This window comes from Bacillus sp. RC240, assembly GCF_044907945.1.
Classification (GTDB): Bacteria; Bacillota; Bacilli; order Bacillales; family Bacillaceae_G; genus Bacillus_A; species Bacillus_A mycoides.
In genome coordinates this window covers 520,539-537,798 of the sequence record NZ_JBIYCT010000001.1, presented here as the reverse complement: position 1 = coordinate 537,798, position 17,260 = coordinate 520,539, and the positions used below count along the sequence as shown (strand labels likewise).

Here is a 17,260-nt window from a genome sequence, read left to right as displayed (position 1 = left end):
TTAATAGTAAAGGAGAATTTATTATGAATGCAATTGATCTTAGTATATTAAATTTGAAAGAAACGAGAAGGCGCTCAGAAAAATTATGGAATTCTCTCCCCGATAATTTTCTTAATTGGAAGCCTGATCATGAGGCCATGTCCTTTGGTGAGATGATTCGTCACGTTTGGACCTCAACTTTTTACTATCATATGATTTTAAAAAACAACGGCTCAATAAATGACATACATATCCCTTATGATGACGAGCCAATTACTTGTGTAAAAAAAGAAATTGAATTGGCACAATCATACTTTACTGACTTCATAGAATATGTTCAATCCATAAGCATAGCTGAGCTAGATTCAACCCTTATTGATCGAAGCGATGTTGGCTATCAAAGATATTTAGGCGACATGCTATTACGAATTGCCTATCATGATGCGGTCCATGTAGGTCAATTTTTACAATATTTACGAATGGTAAACTTGGAAAGACCTTTAATTTGGGATTAAAAGTTGCCAAACTAACATTGCAATAAATATTCTTTCAGCCAATAACAATCCAAAATCATGATAACCATTTATATTAAAAATCTACATCTCAATTTGGTACGTCGTACACATAAAAAGCACGTGTTCGATTACTAATCAAACACGTGCTTTCAAAACAACTATATTGTCCATAAACAATAAAATGTAAGTTTAAAAAACTACGACCGAAACGCCGCATCCGCCAGCATAGACAGTGTTACATCATCCATCGGCGGATTGTGTAGTCCTGCTCTTACGTTTAAATAGTAACGATGAAGCGGATTTTTTTCTGATAAGCTTTTCGCCCCGACAATACGCATTGCTTTATCTACAATAGATATTGCCGCGTTCGTTACAACATATTTCGCTGCTGCTAGTTCGGCTTGCAATGATAATTTATCTTCTGCCTCATCGTATTTTTTCGCAATTTGATATAAAAAGACACGAGCTTGCATAAGCTCAAGTTCTAATTCTCCAACTAACCTTCTAACATTCGGTAATAAACTTATAGAATGATTTAAACTGTTTGGCTTGTATGATACCGCAAACTGAACTGCATAATTTCTCGCTGATTGTGCAATTCCTAAATAACATGCTGGTATATGTAGCAACCAGCCAATACCCTTAGCTTTAACTTTTGAACCCTTTATATCAGTGAAAAAGCGATCTGGTATCTCTACATTTTGTAAAACGAGATCATGGCTCGCAGTTCCTCGCATTGCGATGCTATCCCACGTTTCTTCAATTGTCACGCCTTGCGTATTCTTTGGAATGACAAACTCTCCGATATCTTCCTGGCCTTCAATACTTGCTGAAATGATAAAATAATCAAGTACTGGTGCCATTGTCGTAAACGTTTTTCTTCCATTTATAATCCACTTCTCACCTTTTTTGACAGCTAACGTCTCTGGTTTCCCGCCGCGCGTAGGACTACCTGTATTCGGCTCTGTCGCTGCTCGATTAAAAAGCGCACCATTACGTACTTCTTCACAAAACCAAGTGAACATTTCCTCATTCCAAGAACGATTTTCAGCTAATTCCTTTACAATGCCAAGGTGCCATCCAATCGATAATGCGGTAGCACCGCAGCCTTCTGCTATTTTCTCTTGAAATAAAACGAAGTCATATAAAGAAATCGCATTGCCTCCCAATTCTTTTGGCAACGTTAATTTCGTATATCCGATATCTTTCAAATTATTAATATTTTCATACGGAAATGATCCTAATTCACTTAGTTGATGCTCCCTTTCCATGAACTTCGGAATCAATTTATTTATTTTCTCAATAACTAAAGATTGTTCTTCTGTTTCAACAAATGAGAGTGCCATACATAATCTCCTTTATGTTCGATTCATAAACCGTTCATTTTGTCATTATGATTATATGAAGTTACTTCTCTATTGTTTCACTATTCCGATAAAAATACAATGCTTTTGAACAATAAGAAAAGTTCCTATAAAAAGGATAGGTTCTTTTCTTATATTAATCCCCTTTCAATGCCTTTAATGGCAAAGAGGTTACATATCCAATATACGAGCATAATTCTTTAAAAAAGAAAGGGATTTCTGTATCTAACGTTTTATACGCTGACGTTGGAGTTGGTGATGCATACGCTTCAATTTTAATATGTTTTGCAATTTTCATTGCACGTTTCATATGAAGTGGATCACTCACAATCGTATATGTGCGTATTCCGTTCTCTATTCCAACTTGCTTTGCATTCTTTAAATTGTCCTCTGTGAAAAGGGATTTTGTTTCAATTAGAATATCCTCTTCTTTCACACCATGTTTCAGTGCATACACTCTAGCAGTACGCGCTTCCTCAAGCTCTGCCTCAAACTTTGTACCACCTGTGAAAATAATCTTTTTAATATTACCGTTCTTATATAAGGAAATTGCATGATTAATTCTTTCTTTAAATACAGGAGATGGTTTTCCGTTCCATGAAGCTGCTCCCAGCACGATACCAGCATCTGTCTTCACACCATCATCTGTTTTAAAGCGATAACTCCAAATATCGTAAGCTGCATAACTTACATATAAAATAATAGAACAAATCATAAGCAAGAATACTTGCAAGATTTTTCTTTTCTTACTTTTCTTATTTTCTTTCATTTATAACTGCCTCCGTACATCATCCATACTTCTATATAAAAACGTATATATCAAATCATTTTGTTTGAATTTGTTTAAAAGAAGGAATTTTTCTTATCATATATATGCATTAAAGGGTTTTCATTTAAAATTGAGGATTATCAATTCATTTTTCGTTTGCGGTTTTCATTACATTTGTGTAATTTATAAGTTTATTACCATACAACTACATTGTAACGAATTTTTTATCATAATGGAATGATGAAACAAAAGAAGTAACTGTTTTGTAAGAAAAAAGGTATATTTTTCATCTTGACGATCAATACACCTTTAATAATATGAATTATCGTTTTTCTTTATATGACTCTAATTTTTCTAATAACCTTTCCTTTACAGCTGGCCATTCATTTGCAATAACACTATATACAACTGCATCTCTAACATGCCCACTCGGTAATTTTCTTTCGTTTCTAAGTACACCCTCTTTTACTGCGCCGAGTCTTTCAATTGCTCTTTGTGCTTTTTCATTTCGTGCATCCGTCTTAATTTGTACTCTCCGCATATGCAATTTTTCAAAAGCATATTGTAATAACATATACTTACATTCTGTATTCATACTCGTACGTTGCACACTCGGGTCATACCACGTTTGCCCTAATTCCACTGTCTTATCTTCAACTGAAATGTTATATAAGCGTGTACTCCCTACTATTTCATTCGTCTTTTGATCAACAACAACAAATGGCAAATCCTTCCCTGCCCCATATGCTTTTATCGCCTTTTGAACATATTGCTGCATATCTTGAACAGTATCCATTTTAGAGATTAAATACGCCCAAATATCTCGATTTCCTTCCACAATTGAAAACATTTTTTCGACATCATTGCTATCCATTAACCGTAACTTTGCTCTTTCGTGAATTACTTCCATTTTTAAGCCCCCTTTGTTGTAACTATATCACACTCTATTACCGTTTAATTGTTATATAAGAACATAAAAATTATATTTATGTTAAGGAATAAAATATATCTTTAAAATAAAAAATACGATGCCTTTATTCAAGCATCGCACTCATAAATTGAATTGAAATTTACTTCTTTTCCATTACTGCAAAATAATTATTTTCGCTATCTGCAAAATTAAATATTCTACCTGAAGGCATATTTACAATTTCTCCGACTGTAACGTTTTTGTTTACTAAATCACTATATAAACGATCGAATTCTTTTGAGAAGAACATTAAAGAAGGTGTACCAAGATTTAACTCCGGCTGCATTTTAGCAATTAGCTCCTTATTATGGAGAATAATACTTGTTTCAGCTTCTTTAGTTGGAGCAATTTCAATCCATCGCATTCCTTGACCGTTATCTTCCTCTGAAATTACAATAAATCCTACTTTCTCTGTCCAAAACTCCTTCACTTCATCTTGGTTATTTACATACAACATGATTTGACCAACATTATTAATCATTTATTTTAACGCTCCTTTATAAACAATTTTTATTAAACTCCATACACTTACACCTAATTATCACCGAAAATAAAGTTGCGGTACAAAAATCTATTTCAGCGACTCCAATCGCTCGTTCAAACGATCCCAAGTTTCGGTGATACCTTGTAGCATGCCCATGTCCATAACGGTCTTAAGGGCTGCTTCGGAAACATATTCAGCACGGTTTATTAGCTTTGTCTTTCCACCTAAATCGATGAATTCCAATGTCATCTCGGTTGACGGCATAGAATCATTTACATTGCCTTCAGCATCCGAAAAGTAATCGGTGTAGACAATTTTCTCTGGCTCAATAATCTCTTTATAAACTCCTTTGCCCCATGATTCCATACCAAAAAATTGCCCCAGGTTCTGATCGACACACTTCATACAGTAGTGCCAAACGCCTCCCGGACGGAAGTCGACAGTGCATGCTGGAATTTCCCAGCCCCTTGGTCCCCACCAGTGTTTCAAATGCTCTGCTTCTTTAAACATACTGAATACAAGATCACGCGGTGCATCGAAAACACGCTCCAGTACTAATACTCGATCGTTCTCTACTCTTGATACCATTGTATTGTTTGACATGTTAATTCCTCCTTAAATATGAACTGATTTTATAACTTTTCCTTTTTTTGCAATTCCTTCAAATACTCATCTAAATTATCGAATCTCTCTTCCATCACACACTTAAATGACTGCACCCAACAATCAAGTGCTTGGAAAGGCTCAGGTCGGAGCTTGTAAATCCGGCGATTAGCTTCAGCCTGCACTTCCACAATCCCTGTATCGCTTAACACTTTTAAATGTTTCGAAGTTTGTGGTTGCCTTAATCCCAAATGTTCGGCGATTTCCCCAACGGTTAAGGGACCGTCACGCAAGAGTTCAACGATATTCATACGATTCGGTTCAGATAAAGCGCTCAACGTCGTCATATTCACGCCCGGAATTTTCCCCGACATATCACTCACCTCGTTAAGTGATGGTCTCCGGTTATAACACATCAATATCATCACTAATATTATTTTCCTGTTGAATCGATTATAACCAAAGAGGAATATTCCCGTCAAGGAATATTCGAAAACTAAAGTAATACCAAATCGTTACTTAATAATAAAAATGGATTAAAAACATTTCACAAGCCTATGTTTTACGATAAAGTGATGCTTTAGTCAGTGGGTTTTGGAACGATTTCCGCGAAGGCTTTGTTTTTATCTGGTCCAAGAAAGCTTTAACACTTTTAATACTATTTAACGCTACAGTATTTTTTTTCATATTTTTATTTGATAGTTTAGTTGTTTTATTGGCAAAAGAAATGGACATACGTGATAGTTTGTTTGGAATCTTTATAAGTATCGTTGGGTTAGACGCTTTAGTCAGAGCTATAACCATTGGAAAATAGGGAAATACAGTAAACAAAATGAATATCTTAAACGGTTCAGCTATATTACTTGGAGGAATGTTGATCCTTACTGGACTTGGAGGGTTCGGCTTTTTATCGAGTAATTTATTTTTATCGTTAATCATTTGGTTTTTTATTGGTATATTTATCGCTTCTATCTCTGTATGCTATAGTTACTTACTTCAAACCCCTGCAAGATTAATGGGAAGAGTAACTAGTACCGCAAATACAATGGTGCACGGCGCTATGGTGATTTCACCTACATTAGGTTCACTTTTAGCCCTATGGATAAAAGTAAGCGGAGTTTTTCTACTCGCAGGAGTATTAATCACACGTATTGGTATGATTATATACTTAGCTCATACGTTATTTATGAAAAAATCATCTAGAGTTACTTTAGAACATAATTAACGTTATGCCATTTTCTGATTTTAATAATCAGAAAATGGCATAACTTCAGAAACTTAACTCTATATGTTTAAAGCAACAAATAAGCAATCGGCGTAATAATAAGCAACGTTAAAATCGTTCTTTGCACATATAAAATAATAAGTTCAGATACTTTTAACGGAATATCTGTCGATAATATGCAAGGGATTGATGCGGAGAAAAACAAAATGGATGAAACGGACACAACCGCAATAACAAACTTTGTAACAAGCGGTGCACTTACAACTAAAAGAGAAGGTAAAAACATTTCTGCAATACCAACTGATACTGCTTTAGCAGCTAGGTCTGCTTCTGGTAATTGTAATAGCCACGTAAATGGATAGAAAATGTAACTTACCCAATCAAATATTGGCGTAAACTTTGCTAAGACGATACCAATTAATCCTACTGACATAATTGATGGTAAAATCCCCATCGTCATTATAAATCCGTCTTTTAAATTCACTGCGATATTTTTCATAATACTTGGCGCAGACTTCGATACTTCTAATGCATCTTCCCAAGCTCGCTCTAACATTTTCTCTTTATAAACGGGCTCTGGGAACCCTTCTTTCGTAATATATGTATCTGGTTTTCTACTAAGAGGCGGGATTCTTACGGTGATAGCGGTCACGATGAATGTTACAACAAGAGTAGTCCAAAAGTAAACATTCCATAAATGCATAATATCTAATGTTTTTGCGATGATGATCATAAATGTTGCGGATACTGTTGAAAAACCTGTTGCGATAATTGCTGCTTCTTTCGTCGTATACTTTCCTTCTTTGTAAACACGGTTCGTAATTAATAAGGCTAACGAATAGCTTCCTACAAAGGAAGCAACCGCATCAATTGCTGATCGCCCAGGTGTTTTCCATAACGGTCTCATAATTGGACGACAAAACGTGCCGATAAACTCAAGCAATCCGTACCCGACTAATAACGCTAAAAATGCTGAGCCAATTGGAACGAGTAAACTTACTGATATAACTAACTTCTCATACAAAAACGGTCCAACATCTGGCGCAAAGAACCAAGCTGGTCCCACTTTCAAACAATATAATACGCCAAAAACAACACCTACTACTTTTAAAATAGAAAAACAAATATCTACAATAGATGCATTCCATTTCTTCGTATAAAATGGATAAATCGCACCAATTACCATAACAAGCAGTGCATAATAAGGTACTACCGAAGGAACCGTAGCTCTTATCCACGATACGATATGATCAATCATAATAGACGAAGCACCGTTTATCGTAACTGGTACGAAAAACATAAACACACCAACTAGACTAGCAAGTATAAACTGAAGTATAATCCCCTTCTCTCGCCCTGTCTTAATTACATTACTTTTTAACTCAATTTCATTCAAAATTAGACACCTCCTATTATCTAAATATTCTGTATATTAACGTCGGATTCCTTCTTTTAATTCGAATATTTAATCATGTAAAAAAGCCTATTTTGAAATATACAATCAAAATAAGCTTTTTCTATTACCTCTTATAATCATCCACAATTACTTGAATTACACGATAAGATTCTTCTGCCACTATCTTATTACTAGTCTTATTCGCATCATATGTAATTAACGCCTTCCAAAGCGCCCATCCTCTCGCTCTATTCCACGTTTCTTCATCCATGCGTAATACTTCTTTAAATACGTTTCTACTATTCTTATCAAAAAATGTCCAGGCCATCGCTGCATCACAAGCCGGATCTCCTACTCCTAAAATACCAAAATCAATTACGGCACAAAGTTTTCCATCCTTAACGAGTAAGTTTCCTGGTGCAACATCTCCATGAATCCAAACTGGTTTGTGGTCCCATGTTGAACGAAGTGCTACATTCCAAAGATGCTTTAATAATGTCTCATCAAAAACATCCTTATTATTTTCAATAGCCACCCTCGCTTCTTCATCGTATACAGATATAAGCCCGCCTCGGTAAAAATTATGTTCTCCAGCTATTGGCCCGTTACTCGCATCAATTGATTGTAACTCTATTAAAAATGAGCCTAAGTCCGCCGCAAATTCATTTAAGTCACGGACATTTTGTTTCGTCACGGTCTCCCCCTCGATCCACTTATTAATAGACCAAGGCCACGGATACTCTTCAGTCGGATTCCCTTTCGCAATTGGTGCAGAAATTTGTAAAGAAAGTCCCTTACTTAATAAAGGTAACCAAATGTTTTCTTTCTCTACTTGCGGTGAATATGCTGCATCACTTGGCAATCTTACACTCATCTCATCCCCTAAGTGAAACGTTCTATTATCATGACCGCTAAATTTTACAGGTTTCACTTCTAAATGTGCCCATTCTGGAAATTGTGCCCCTACTAACCTTTTAACTAAATCAGCATTAATATGATTCATTTCCTTCCCCCTTTATATACCTATCACACGGATAAACGCGTTCTACCTTCATTTTCGTCTGTAACATATTCAACATAAAACCCTTGATCAATTGCGTTTTCATACATCAATTCAATCGCTTCTTGGTCTTTAGCGTAAACTGTGACGTATGTACAATCCGCAACTAGTAAAACTAATTCACACTTACTCTCTTTAAATTCTTCATATGTTTCAATATCTACTACTTCCTCTCCTTTTGGATACGCTTTTAAATCTGCAAAAATAACATAATATATATTGTCTTTAAATAATCTTTTCAAATCTGATCCTTCCACTATACTTGGTTCTTCTGGAAATAATGCCTCATCCAATCCACCACGTGCTACTAAGTATGACTCCTCACTCCCCACCCACCAATTAAATGAAGAAATATCAATCGGCTTTAACACTTTCCAAAGTAAATTATCATATTCATTTGGAATATCTACTGTAATTCCTCTTTTCATTTGTTTGCTCCTAGCTTATTTATTTTCGTTTTCATTCCATACATTATATACCTAATTCAACTACTATATTTTGTCGATACCTATGTAACTTGTATTTCACCGCGAAAAAACCGTCCCACTACTTATGAAACGGTTTCTTTCTATTTATATTCAAGTTTTCCATTCAATTATTGCACTGCGTTTTAAAATAATTTCTAATATGTTCAGCACATCAGCCATTCATTTTTAACACTCACTTCGTTTTCACAAAATAATATAAAAACCACACCGCATGATTTTGTTCATCTGCAGCTATTCTGCGCAATAACTCTTTCATAGATGCATCTGCTGCCTCATCTGAAATTTCTAAGTAAAAATCTACGGTCTTTTGCTCATCTTGTATAGCGAACTCTAATCCCTGTAAGTACGTATTAGGGCAATTTTCCGTAATCTGTGGTTTCGGCTGTCTGCCAGTTAAATTCGTATAGACTTGTACAAAATGATGAAAATGTCTTATTTCATCATTACGGATTTCAAGAATTTGTTTTTGTTCTACTTGATTTGGAGCCATGTTAGCTAATTTTGCATAGCAGCTTATAGCGCTATACTCTCCGTTTATAGCTTTTTCAATATCACTAATTAGCTTATCATTCTGTCTATACCAATCATCATAATTCGAATTATACATCGTATCCCCTCCGTTATTTCACATAACATTTTATGCATTTCGAAATAGTAGGAGCATGTATACATAAAGGGACAGCAAATACTAGTTCTTCACTCACCTTTAAAACATCGAAAAAGCCTATCTATCATTGAATTATTTCCCTATCGATTTCATCACAAAAAACCGTTTCACTACGAGTGAAACGGTTTTTATTTCTTAAGCATTTAATTCAGTTTTGTGTCCCTTTACCGCACTACGTTTTAAAGCACTTCCTAGTATGATAAACATACTTACTACTCCAATCCAAACGAGCACTGTAGTAGGAGTATTCCAAGTTAACCCTTTCCCAAAGAAGAATATTTCCCTGAGACCTTCTATCATAAATCGCATCGGTAACCAGGAGTAAATCCAGTCTTGATAAAATGGAGACATCATTTCAGGCGCTAGCGCCAATAGCGGTGCCCCAAAGAAAAGTAACAGTGCAAATAACCCGATTCCTTTTAAACCAACTAATGAAAGCAACGCAGAAATCATTAAGAAGAAACAAAAAGAAGTAATGGATAAGAATAAAGCCGTATCCGTGAAATTCGGGATATTTAATCCTACCATTCCATCCGCAATCCATGTAAGACCAAATCCAATTACAAGTGTAGCAATTGCTCCTGTTACTATTTGTTTTAGTTTCAATACGAAGTTCTCTTTTCTTGTACCCACTTGCGTTTTACTTATCGCAATAAAGATAATTGCTGCGCTCGCTAAACTTGCAATCCATAACGGCTGGAATAAAGACATTGGCGAGTTACCGTTCGCACTATTTTTGCCGATTTCATTCACATTTGTCACTTTCTTCGTAATAGGTGTTACTACATTTGAAACTTGGTCTGCTGTTAATGTAGCTCCTTTTGCTTTCAATCCTTCTAATAGTTGTGTACGAACAGTATTGTTCATATTATCAACGATCGCATTTAACATTTGTCCTGCCATAGTTGATGCTGCTGTATTCATTCCTTGATTGATGAATATTTCTACCTCTGGCGAAGATGGCTGTGGTGTTCGTAATGATGCTTGTTTTGTGCTAAAGTCTTTTGGAATAACCAATGCTGCATAATATTCTTGATTATTTAAGCCTTTTTGAACTGCTTCTTTATTTTGCACTTCTACCCACTTCACCGCAGGTTCTTCCTCTGATTTTGATGTCTTTTTCATATTATCAACAATCGTTTGCCCCATATTCATCTTCGGTTGATTCGGAATTTCTACTCCTTGATCCTCATTTACAATTGCGATTGGTAAGTTTTTCGGCTTAGGTTGAACGGTTGGAAATAATGTTAATGAAAAAATAAAAACAACAAGTAGTGCAATAACTGGAGATAACAATAAAAGTTTGTTTTTAAACATTTTCTTTTCTCCTCCTTTAATTTGATTTATAATAACCAACAACGTGTTGTTTATTTATATTTGAATTATATGTTCGAGTTGAACCTTATACAATAATCAAAAATCGTGAATGTGTCGGTTATAAGACACATCCTTGAAATGTGTTGGCTAAAATTAAGGAGGGACATACTTTGCGCGATAGTAATTTAGATTTACGTGTTATTCGTACGAAAACTGCCATACGAAATGCATTAGTGGAATTAATTGAGGAAAAAGGTTTTGACGCCATTACAGTGAAAGATATTACTACGAAAGCAAACATAAATCGTGGTACATTTTATACACATTACCAAGATAAATTTGATTTAATGACAAAATGCCAAGAAGAAATTATGTATGAATTTTCTAGCATTGCTAAACAGAGATTACCGGAAGTTATTGCTGATCTTGGATCAAGCCCTTCCCCAACAATGCCATTTATACTTATCGCTTCTATTCTTGAATTTCTAAATGAAAATAGTGATTTTATGAAAGCTGTACTAAGCCCAAAAGGAGATTTATCTTTCCAAACGAAACTGAAAGACTTTATGTGGAAAACACTATTTGAAGATACGAATGGTCCTCTCATTAATAAGGAGAATTTACTTGTCCCAAGCCAATACTTAGCTTCTTATATGGCATCTGCTCATATAGGTGTCATTCAACAATGGTTAAATAATGGACAAAAAGAAACACCTGAGGAGATTGCTCGTATTTTATCAACAATCGCAGTTCATGGACCTTTTTATGCGGCTGGTTTAAAGAAATAAAAGTCCGCTATATAATAAAAGATCATCCACTATAATAGCGGATGATCTTTTATTTCATTACAACACTTCAATATACCCTTCTGTTCCATGTACCCGAATTCGCTGTCCGTCTTTTATTCGTTTCGTAGCATTCTCTACCCCGACGACTGCTGGTAATCCATATTCACGTGCAATAACTGCTCCGTGTGTCATCAGTCCGCCAACTTCAGTGACTAACCCTTTTATAGACACAAACAATGGTGTCCAGCCAGGATCAGTAAAGGCAGTAACTAATATATCTCCATCTTCTAAATTCGCATCTTCCATATTTAAAATAACGCGTGCTCTCCCCTCAATCACTCCTGAAGAAACAGGCAGACCTACGATTGCTTCAGCCGGGAGATTTTCTCGTTTGTACTTCCCAGTAATGATTTCTCCATCAGACGTCATTACACGTGGAGGCGTTAGTTTTTCATATAATTTGTAATCATTTTTTTGTTTATGAATAAGCTCGTAATCTAGTTTATTCGTAAGGACAACTTCGTGAAGTTCTTCAAAAGTTAGATAGTATATATCTTCTACTTCATCAATAACTTTATTTTGCACGAGTTGCTCGGCTTCTTTCAATATTGCCTGCTTATATATGAAATAGCGATTAATCATACCGTATTTTGGATATTCACGATAACCGATAAAATTCCGGATGTTACGAATCATTCGCTTCGTCTCTTCTACTTTTTGTTTACCATCCGGCAAGTGCTGTAATCGATTTAATAACTCTTCTTCTTTTTTCAAAGCTTCTTGCAGTCCTTCTTCAAACTTCCGCTTACTCGCCCCCGCTTCAAAGTCTCTTATATTATTTAAAATCATCGGGATAATTGTAGTTGGCTTTTCACTCCAGCGCGTTTTCGTAATGTCAATTTCTCCGCTACATCTCATTCCGTATTTATTTAGAAAAGCATAGATTGCATCTCGTGCTTTATCCCCGCCTTCAAACTTAACTAGCTCATCTAAAAAGCCATCATCTTCTACATGCTGTAAATACGCAATGACTTTTGGATATGGCCTAATCGCATCTGCAACGTCCAGTAATGCTAAACCCATTTCTGACGTAATATTATTTTGTACGGATTGAGAAAGCGTGTCTGCTGCATTTTTTTCACCTAGCCATTGCTCCATCTTTTCATTGATCCATGTTGAAGCATCCATACCTGCCATAATGACGGCTATACTTTGTGGGTTGAATAATACTGTTCTTAATTGCTGGATGTCTTTCAAAATAAAATCAAATACATCCACCCCTGATTTTGTTTGCATATTTCGTTTTAACTCTTCAAGTGATGCTTGACTAGTCTTTATTAAATTCGTAACGATTGCCGGATCGTTTTCGATTTGTGGTTGTGAGCTTGCAGGTGGTCCACTTTTACCAACACTCTTTTCTTTTTCATCATCTGGTAACAATTTAATAAAATCATCTCGCTCGACTACAGTTGTTAATGCATCTCGTATGAGCGGATCAGATTTTCCTAAAGTGTTTATTAAGAAATCTCTGCTAGCAGGTGAAGCTAATCTTTGTGTAGCATCAACAAATAGCCTGCCTCCCGCTTTACGCATAGGAGCACTAGTCGTTAACAGGAAAAAAGATAATCCTAGTGGTTTCATCGCATCGGTCATCATTTGCTGATGACCAACCGATATATACACATGATTTCCCTGATCATTTGCTTCTGGAATTGGATACAAAGTCGTAATCGGCCTGCTTTGGACAATATAAAATGCATCATCCACTAAACACCATTCAATATCTTGCGGACAACCAAAATAAGCTTCAATCTGCCTTCCGATGCGTGCTAGTTGTATTATTTGTTGTTCCGTAAGTGTTTGAATCTTTTGCTGAGCCGGCTCAATCTGCCCTGTCTCTGTTCCGCCCTCTTTTAAAGCATAGATAGCTAATTTTTTAGTTGCAATCATCTTTCCGGTGATTTCGCCTTCTTTTACTTTATAATTATCAGCACATACTAAGCCAGAGACTAAAGCCTCACCAAGCCCAAAACTGGCATCAATTGATAGCACCTTTCGGTTAGAAGTAATTGGATCAGCAGTAAATAAAATGCCTGAAGCCTGCGGGAAAACCATTCTTTGAACGACAACACATATAGAAACTTGATTATGTTCAAAACCATTTTGCATCCGGTAAATGACTGCTCGCTCTGTAAATAAAGACGCCCAGCACTTTCTTACATGCTGCAAAATCGCTTCTTTTCCGATTATATTTAAATACGTATCTTGTTGACCAGCAAACGAGGCATATGGTAAATCTTCAGCAGTAGCACTAGAACGCACGGCATACGCATGTTCATTTCCAAAACGTGAGAGATAATGAGCTACCGCTTCCACTACATCAGAAGGGATTTCTACTGCCATAATGACTTCTCTAATCTTCTTACTAATTCCACCAATTTGAGCCCGGTCTTCAATTTTTAACATTGCTAATTGACTCAACAAATCTTGAAACGCTTCATTTTGTTCGATGGCCTTTTCATACCCTACCGTTGTAACACAAAAACCTTCTGGCACTTGTATACCTTGAATGTTTGATAATGCCCCTAAATTCAATCCTTTTCCGCCAACGAGCGAAAGCTGCGTTTTTTCTATTTCCTGAAAATCGAGAACGAAAGAACTCATGTAACATCTCTCCTTACTATGCGTGTGTTCTTGATTGTAGCAGTAGTAAATAAGAATAAACAGTCTATTTCGAACGTGATTTACGTGATATAATTAAGTTAGGAAGAGATGATTTTTTATTTCTCCCCCTCTAATTCACTTCAATTACATCAACAAACTTAAACATCCTTTGATTATGAAAAGCATCGGTACAAGTAATCTTCTTATTTAATGGATTTATATCAGCTACTGTTATGTAATTTTTATATAGATAGCAATCCTTATAATATGTAAGTAAAACCTCTTCTTCACCTAAAAATGAACATAGCAGCTCATTTCCAATCATTCCCTTTTCATCTTGCGTTACGATTGGACGTGGGACTTTCATTTGTTCACTTATAATTTCTTTAATAACTGCGAACTGTTCTGGCATACTGGCAAACGGTTGCCACTTCACCATATTATCAAGACATTTTTCAAATTATTGTAGCTATATTAATCCCTCTATCTTTGTACACATATCTTCATACATAATTCTCCTTATAACAGATTTCTATATTTTAAAATTTGATAAGTAATTATTACGTTTCGATATGCTTAGAAAATTCAGGTACATATATAAGTTATTTTTAATACACTGGGATTTTATATGCAAATGAGTACCTTTACAGTAATGTTTAAATACAATGGTATGAGTAGTTACCATTATATTTAAGCGTTCGTTATAAATGCCCGTATGAAATATCATAAATAATGAAGGACACTGTTAAAGAATTGATTGAGTATGGTGAACGGATTCCGCACTATCATAGGGATTTCCCTATAATTTTATTTTGGAGTCACAGAAGCGGTTGAACTTCCCTGACGAATTGGTTTTTCTTCCAAATTGGGTTATATAAAGAAGCAATGAAATATGCACCATTCATTCATTACTATGAATCTGAAAACAACAATATATTGTGGGGGAAGAAAAGGTCATCAAACAAAATATAAAACTAGAGAATTTTAATACAATAATTCCGGAGCTGGAGAAAGAATATGGATTACTTTCTTCTGATATATCACTCCTTACAAACTCCACTCATCATAGGGCACATCAAATGATTTATAAAGGAAACTATGCAAATAGAGATATTACAAATCCAAAATCCCCTTCATTATCAACCTATCGAAGTTTTTATGATGAAGAAGCTCTAAAGCTTGTTTCAGAAATATATAATGACGATTTTGAAGCATATGGATATAAAAAGAATGAAATTAATTTTTAACTAATATACCTATAACCCCCACTATGCATAGAGTCTCTTTAAAAACGAAAACCACTATTAAAAGCCAGCGGTATGGAAGGGGAATATAATGAGTATTTCTATTATAATGATGGGTTTCATCATAGGGGGATTGGTTGGAGTAACAGGGATAGGTGGGGCCGCATTACTGACTCCATTTCTTCTAACATTAGGTATAAGTCCTTCTGTAGCTGTTGGAACTGATCTAGTATATAACTCTATTACTAAAATGTTTGGAATATCCCAACACTGGAAACAGAAGACCATCAATTTTAGACTAGTAAAATATCTAGCTATTGGGAGTATACCTAGTGCAATTATCGCAGTAGTAACGATTCATTTCTTACCGATCTTTCACTATAGTCGAGAAGGAATTATAAAGTATATATTAGGATATGTTCTAATCCTTGCGGCAATTTCTATTTTAATAAAGGCATTTTTCTATAATGAATCTACACAAAATTATTTTCAAAGACAGACTATGGTACAAAAAAAGAGCCTAACAATTCTTATTGGTGCAATACTCGGTTTTATCGTTGGACTTACTTCTGTGGGGTCAGGCTCTTTATTCGCTATTGCAATGATATATTTATATCAACTGAGACCATCCGAGTTAGTAGGCACAGATATTACACATGCTTTTTTATTAGTGACGGTTGCAAGCATACTAAATATGAATTTAGGCAACGTAGATTATCTCTTGTTAATTCATTTACTCATTGGTTCTATCCCAGGTGTCATACTTGGTAGTAAATTCTCCACTAAGATTCCCGTTAAACCCCTTCAAATATTTCTAGCTATCATTATTGGTGTTAGTGGACTAAAGTTAGTTATCGCTTATTAAAAAAAATTTATGCTTTTGCTATATAAGAATGGAGGTTCAAAATGGCTCATACAGAACTATATAATTTTATATACAAGCAAGGGCGTGTCCCTCATTTCCATAAAGATTTTCCCCTAATCTTATTTTGGAGCCAAAAAAGCGGTTGTACTTCGCTAGCCCACTGGTTTTTTTATCAAATTAATTTATTTAAAGAAGCGATAAAATACAACCCGTTCATTCACAACTATGAGTATGAAGTATATAAAAACTCTACACATCATTTAGCACAATTAGCTAGTGGATTACAAACTAAAGAGAAGAATACTTACAAACTAGTAAGAAATCCTTATAGAAGAGCAGTAAGTTCTTTTGTTGCTCTGATTCCGCCACCAAATTTTGAGAATCCCGCATGGAAACCCATTCGACAATTTCTGTATGGTGATGAAACCTGCAATAAACCCATTTCCTTTAAACTATTTTTGTATTATTTAAAAGCACACATGACCAAATTAGATCAAGTAGATCCTCACTTTACACAACAATATATACAAGGAGAAGAGGAATTCGTTACGAACTATATTTATCTAGAAAATTTCAACACAGGAATTTCGAAACTAGAAGAAGTATATAAATTAAAAAAATCACCATTAGATCTGTTATCAAAAGCTTGGCATTATCAAGAGAGTAAGATGATTTACAAAGGAGTTTATGCAGACGGTGATATCACAACCCCTCTTTTCCCACGATTACCTACTTATGATAGTTTTTATGATGCAGAAACAACTCAATTGGTTCAAGAAATATTTGCAAAAGATTTTAATATGTATCATTATGATTTAAATTCTTTTCTCTCAAAATAAAAGTGTTCAAAGCCACTGGCTCT

General features: G+C 35.1%; 18 protein-coding genes and 1 pseudogene. 6 read left to right on the top strand and 13 right to left on the bottom strand.

Annotated elements, in window-relative coordinates; translation table 11 throughout:
• The first annotated feature begins 23 nt into the window (after positions 1-23).
• Positions 24-494: a DinB family protein gene (locus tag ABH955_RS02700; RefSeq protein ID WP_404490834.1), complete on the top strand. Its 471-nt coding sequence runs from the start codon at positions 24-26 to the stop codon at positions 492-494.
• A 197-nt stretch (positions 495-691) separates the two neighbouring features.
• Here the strand turns inward: ABH955_RS02700 and ABH955_RS02695 are convergent, their stop codons facing one another.
• From ABH955_RS02695 to ABH955_RS02670, 6 genes are all read right to left on the bottom strand, one after another.
• Complete coding sequence (locus ABH955_RS02695) at positions 692-1,840, bottom strand: acyl-CoA dehydrogenase family protein (RefSeq protein ID WP_193665028.1); 1,149 nt, start codon at positions 1,838-1,840, stop codon at positions 692-694.
• A 154-nt stretch (positions 1,841-1,994) separates the two neighbouring features.
• A complete protein-coding gene (locus ABH955_RS02690) occupies positions 1,995-2,627 on the bottom strand; it encodes a YdcF family protein (protein ID WP_002128006.1) in 633 nt (210 codons plus the stop codon).
• Positions 2,628-2,949: 322 nt separating this feature from the next.
• A complete protein-coding gene (locus tag ABH955_RS02685) occupies positions 2,950-3,537 on the bottom strand; it encodes a GNAT family N-acetyltransferase (protein ID WP_404490833.1) in 588 nt (195 codons plus the stop codon).
• Between the two features lie 160 nt (positions 3,538-3,697).
• On the bottom strand, positions 3,698-4,078 hold the full coding sequence (locus tag ABH955_RS02680; protein WP_002033018.1) for a VOC family protein: 381 nt from the start codon (positions 4,076-4,078) through the stop codon (positions 3,698-3,700).
• Positions 4,079-4,168: 90 nt separating this feature from the next.
• The gene (locus tag ABH955_RS02675) at positions 4,169-4,684 is read right to left on the bottom strand and encodes an SRPBCC family protein (protein ID WP_016091703.1); all 516 of its coding nucleotides are present in this window, start codon (positions 4,682-4,684) and stop codon (positions 4,169-4,171) included.
• 29 nt (positions 4,685-4,713) lie between these two features.
• Entirely contained in the window at positions 4,714-5,058 is a 345-nt protein-coding gene (locus ABH955_RS02670; RefSeq protein ID WP_404453217.1) for an ArsR/SmtB family transcription factor, read from the bottom strand.
• A gap of 458 nt (positions 5,059-5,516) precedes the next feature.
• Between ABH955_RS02670 and ABH955_RS02665 the strand changes: the two genes are divergently transcribed.
• Positions 5,517-5,909, top strand: coding sequence for an MFS transporter (locus tag ABH955_RS02665; protein WP_002128009.1), 393 nt, complete (start codon positions 5,517-5,519; stop codon positions 5,907-5,909).
• 67 nt (positions 5,910-5,976) lie between these two features.
• Here ABH955_RS02665 and ABH955_RS02660 read toward each other — a convergent pair whose 3' ends face one another.
• From ABH955_RS02660 to ABH955_RS02640, 5 genes are all read right to left on the bottom strand, one after another.
• Complete coding sequence (locus ABH955_RS02660; RefSeq protein ID WP_404453214.1) at positions 5,977-7,305, bottom strand: YjiH family protein; 1,329 nt, start codon at positions 7,303-7,305, stop codon at positions 5,977-5,979.
• Between the two features lie 124 nt (positions 7,306-7,429).
• Entirely contained in the window at positions 7,430-8,308 is an 879-nt protein-coding gene (locus tag ABH955_RS02655; RefSeq protein WP_404453211.1) for an aminoglycoside phosphotransferase family protein, read from the bottom strand.
• A gap of 23 nt (positions 8,309-8,331) precedes the next feature.
• Positions 8,332-8,793, bottom strand: a complete 462-nt coding sequence (locus ABH955_RS02650) for a DUF2691 family protein (RefSeq protein WP_404453208.1) — start codon at positions 8,791-8,793, stop codon at positions 8,332-8,334.
• Between the two features lie 232 nt (positions 8,794-9,025).
• On the bottom strand, positions 9,026-9,460 hold the full coding sequence (locus ABH955_RS02645) for a ferritin-like domain-containing protein (RefSeq protein WP_404490832.1): 435 nt from the start codon (positions 9,458-9,460) through the stop codon (positions 9,026-9,028).
• 195 nt (positions 9,461-9,655) lie between these two features.
• Positions 9,656-10,837 (bottom strand): YhgE/Pip domain-containing protein, encoded by a 1,182-nt coding sequence (locus ABH955_RS02640; RefSeq protein ID WP_404453205.1) that lies wholly within the window; start codon positions 10,835-10,837, stop codon positions 9,656-9,658.
• 170 nt (positions 10,838-11,007) lie between these two features.
• Between ABH955_RS02640 and ABH955_RS02635 the strand changes: the two genes are divergently transcribed.
• Positions 11,008-11,625 carry a TetR/AcrR family transcriptional regulator gene (locus ABH955_RS02635; protein WP_002084688.1) on the top strand — a complete coding sequence of 206 codons (618 nt, stop codon included), beginning with the start codon at positions 11,008-11,010 and terminating at the stop codon, positions 11,623-11,625.
• A gap of 57 nt (positions 11,626-11,682) precedes the next feature.
• Here ABH955_RS02635 and ppsA read toward each other — a convergent pair whose 3' ends face one another.
• Complete coding sequence (gene ppsA / locus ABH955_RS02630) at positions 11,683-14,289, bottom strand: phosphoenolpyruvate synthase (RefSeq protein ID WP_404453203.1); 2,607 nt, start codon at positions 14,287-14,289, stop codon at positions 11,683-11,685.
• 130 nt (positions 14,290-14,419) lie between these two features.
• Positions 14,420-14,728: a YolD-like family protein gene (locus ABH955_RS02625; protein ID WP_404490831.1), complete on the bottom strand. Its 309-nt coding sequence runs from the start codon at positions 14,726-14,728 to the stop codon at positions 14,420-14,422.
• Positions 14,729-15,021: 293 nt separating this feature from the next.
• Here ABH955_RS02625 and ABH955_RS02620 point away from each other — a divergent pair.
• The 3 genes and pseudogenes from ABH955_RS02620 to ABH955_RS02610 all read left to right on the top strand — a co-directional run bounded on the left by ABH955_RS02620 (position 15,022) and on the right by ABH955_RS02610 (position 17,237).
• A pseudogene (locus ABH955_RS02620) lies at positions 15,022-15,536 on the top strand (hypothetical protein).
• 88 nt (positions 15,537-15,624) lie between these two features.
• Positions 15,625-16,398: a sulfite exporter TauE/SafE family protein gene (locus ABH955_RS02615; RefSeq protein ID WP_375371240.1), complete on the top strand. Its 774-nt coding sequence runs from the start codon at positions 15,625-15,627 to the stop codon at positions 16,396-16,398.
• A 41-nt stretch (positions 16,399-16,439) separates the two neighbouring features.
• Positions 16,440-17,237: a sulfotransferase family 2 domain-containing protein gene (locus ABH955_RS02610; RefSeq protein ID WP_113935831.1), complete on the top strand. Its 798-nt coding sequence runs from the start codon at positions 16,440-16,442 to the stop codon at positions 17,235-17,237.
• Positions 17,238-17,260: the final 23 nt, after the last annotated feature.

What these genes read in the sequence shown, in the direction of transcription:
- ABH955_RS02610 (WP_113935831.1), top strand. Translation starts at nt 16,440, where the DNA reads ATGGCTCATACAGAACTATATAATTTTATATACAAGCAAGGGCGTGTC.
- ABH955_RS02670 (WP_404453217.1), bottom strand. Translation starts at nt 5,058, where the DNA reads ATGTCGGGGAAAATTCCGGGCGTGAATATGACGACGTTGAGCGCTTTA.
- ABH955_RS02685 (WP_404490833.1), bottom strand. Translation starts at nt 3,537, where the DNA reads ATGGAAGTAATTCACGAAAGAGCAAAGTTACGGTTAATGGATAGCAAT.
- ABH955_RS02665 (WP_002128009.1), top strand. Translation starts at nt 5,517, where the DNA reads ATGAATATCTTAAACGGTTCAGCTATATTACTTGGAGGAATGTTGATC.
- ABH955_RS02680 (WP_002033018.1), bottom strand. Translation starts at nt 4,078, where the DNA reads ATGATTAATAATGTTGGTCAAATCATGTTGTATGTAAATAACCAAGAT.
- ABH955_RS02640 (WP_404453205.1), bottom strand. Translation starts at nt 10,837, where the DNA reads ATGTTTAAAAACAAACTTTTATTGTTATCTCCAGTTATTGCACTACTT.
- ABH955_RS02615 (WP_375371240.1), top strand. Translation starts at nt 15,625, where the DNA reads ATGAGTATTTCTATTATAATGATGGGTTTCATCATAGGGGGATTGGTT.
- ABH955_RS02690 (WP_002128006.1), bottom strand. Translation starts at nt 2,627, where the DNA reads ATGAAAGAAAATAAGAAAAGTAAGAAAAGAAAAATCTTGCAAGTATTC.
- ABH955_RS02625 (WP_404490831.1), bottom strand. Translation starts at nt 14,728, where the DNA reads ATGGTGAAGTGGCAACCGTTTGCCAGTATGCCAGAACAGTTCGCAGTT.
- ABH955_RS02645 (WP_404490832.1), bottom strand. Translation starts at nt 9,460, where the DNA reads ATGTATAATTCGAATTATGATGATTGGTATAGACAGAATGATAAGCTA.
- ABH955_RS02700 (WP_404490834.1), top strand. Translation starts at nt 24, where the DNA reads ATGAATGCAATTGATCTTAGTATATTAAATTTGAAAGAAACGAGAAGG.
- ppsA (WP_404453203.1), bottom strand. Translation starts at nt 14,289, where the DNA reads ATGAGTTCTTTCGTTCTCGATTTTCAGGAAATAGAAAAAACGCAGCTT.
- ABH955_RS02695 (WP_193665028.1), bottom strand. Translation starts at nt 1,840, where the DNA reads ATGGCACTCTCATTTGTTGAAACAGAAGAACAATCTTTAGTTATTGAG.
- ABH955_RS02675 (WP_016091703.1), bottom strand. Translation starts at nt 4,684, where the DNA reads ATGTCAAACAATACAATGGTATCAAGAGTAGAGAACGATCGAGTATTA.
- ABH955_RS02655 (WP_404453211.1), bottom strand. Translation starts at nt 8,308, where the DNA reads ATGAATCATATTAATGCTGATTTAGTTAAAAGGTTAGTAGGGGCACAA.
- ABH955_RS02650 (WP_404453208.1), bottom strand. Translation starts at nt 8,793, where the DNA reads ATGAAAAGAGGAATTACAGTAGATATTCCAAATGAATATGATAATTTA.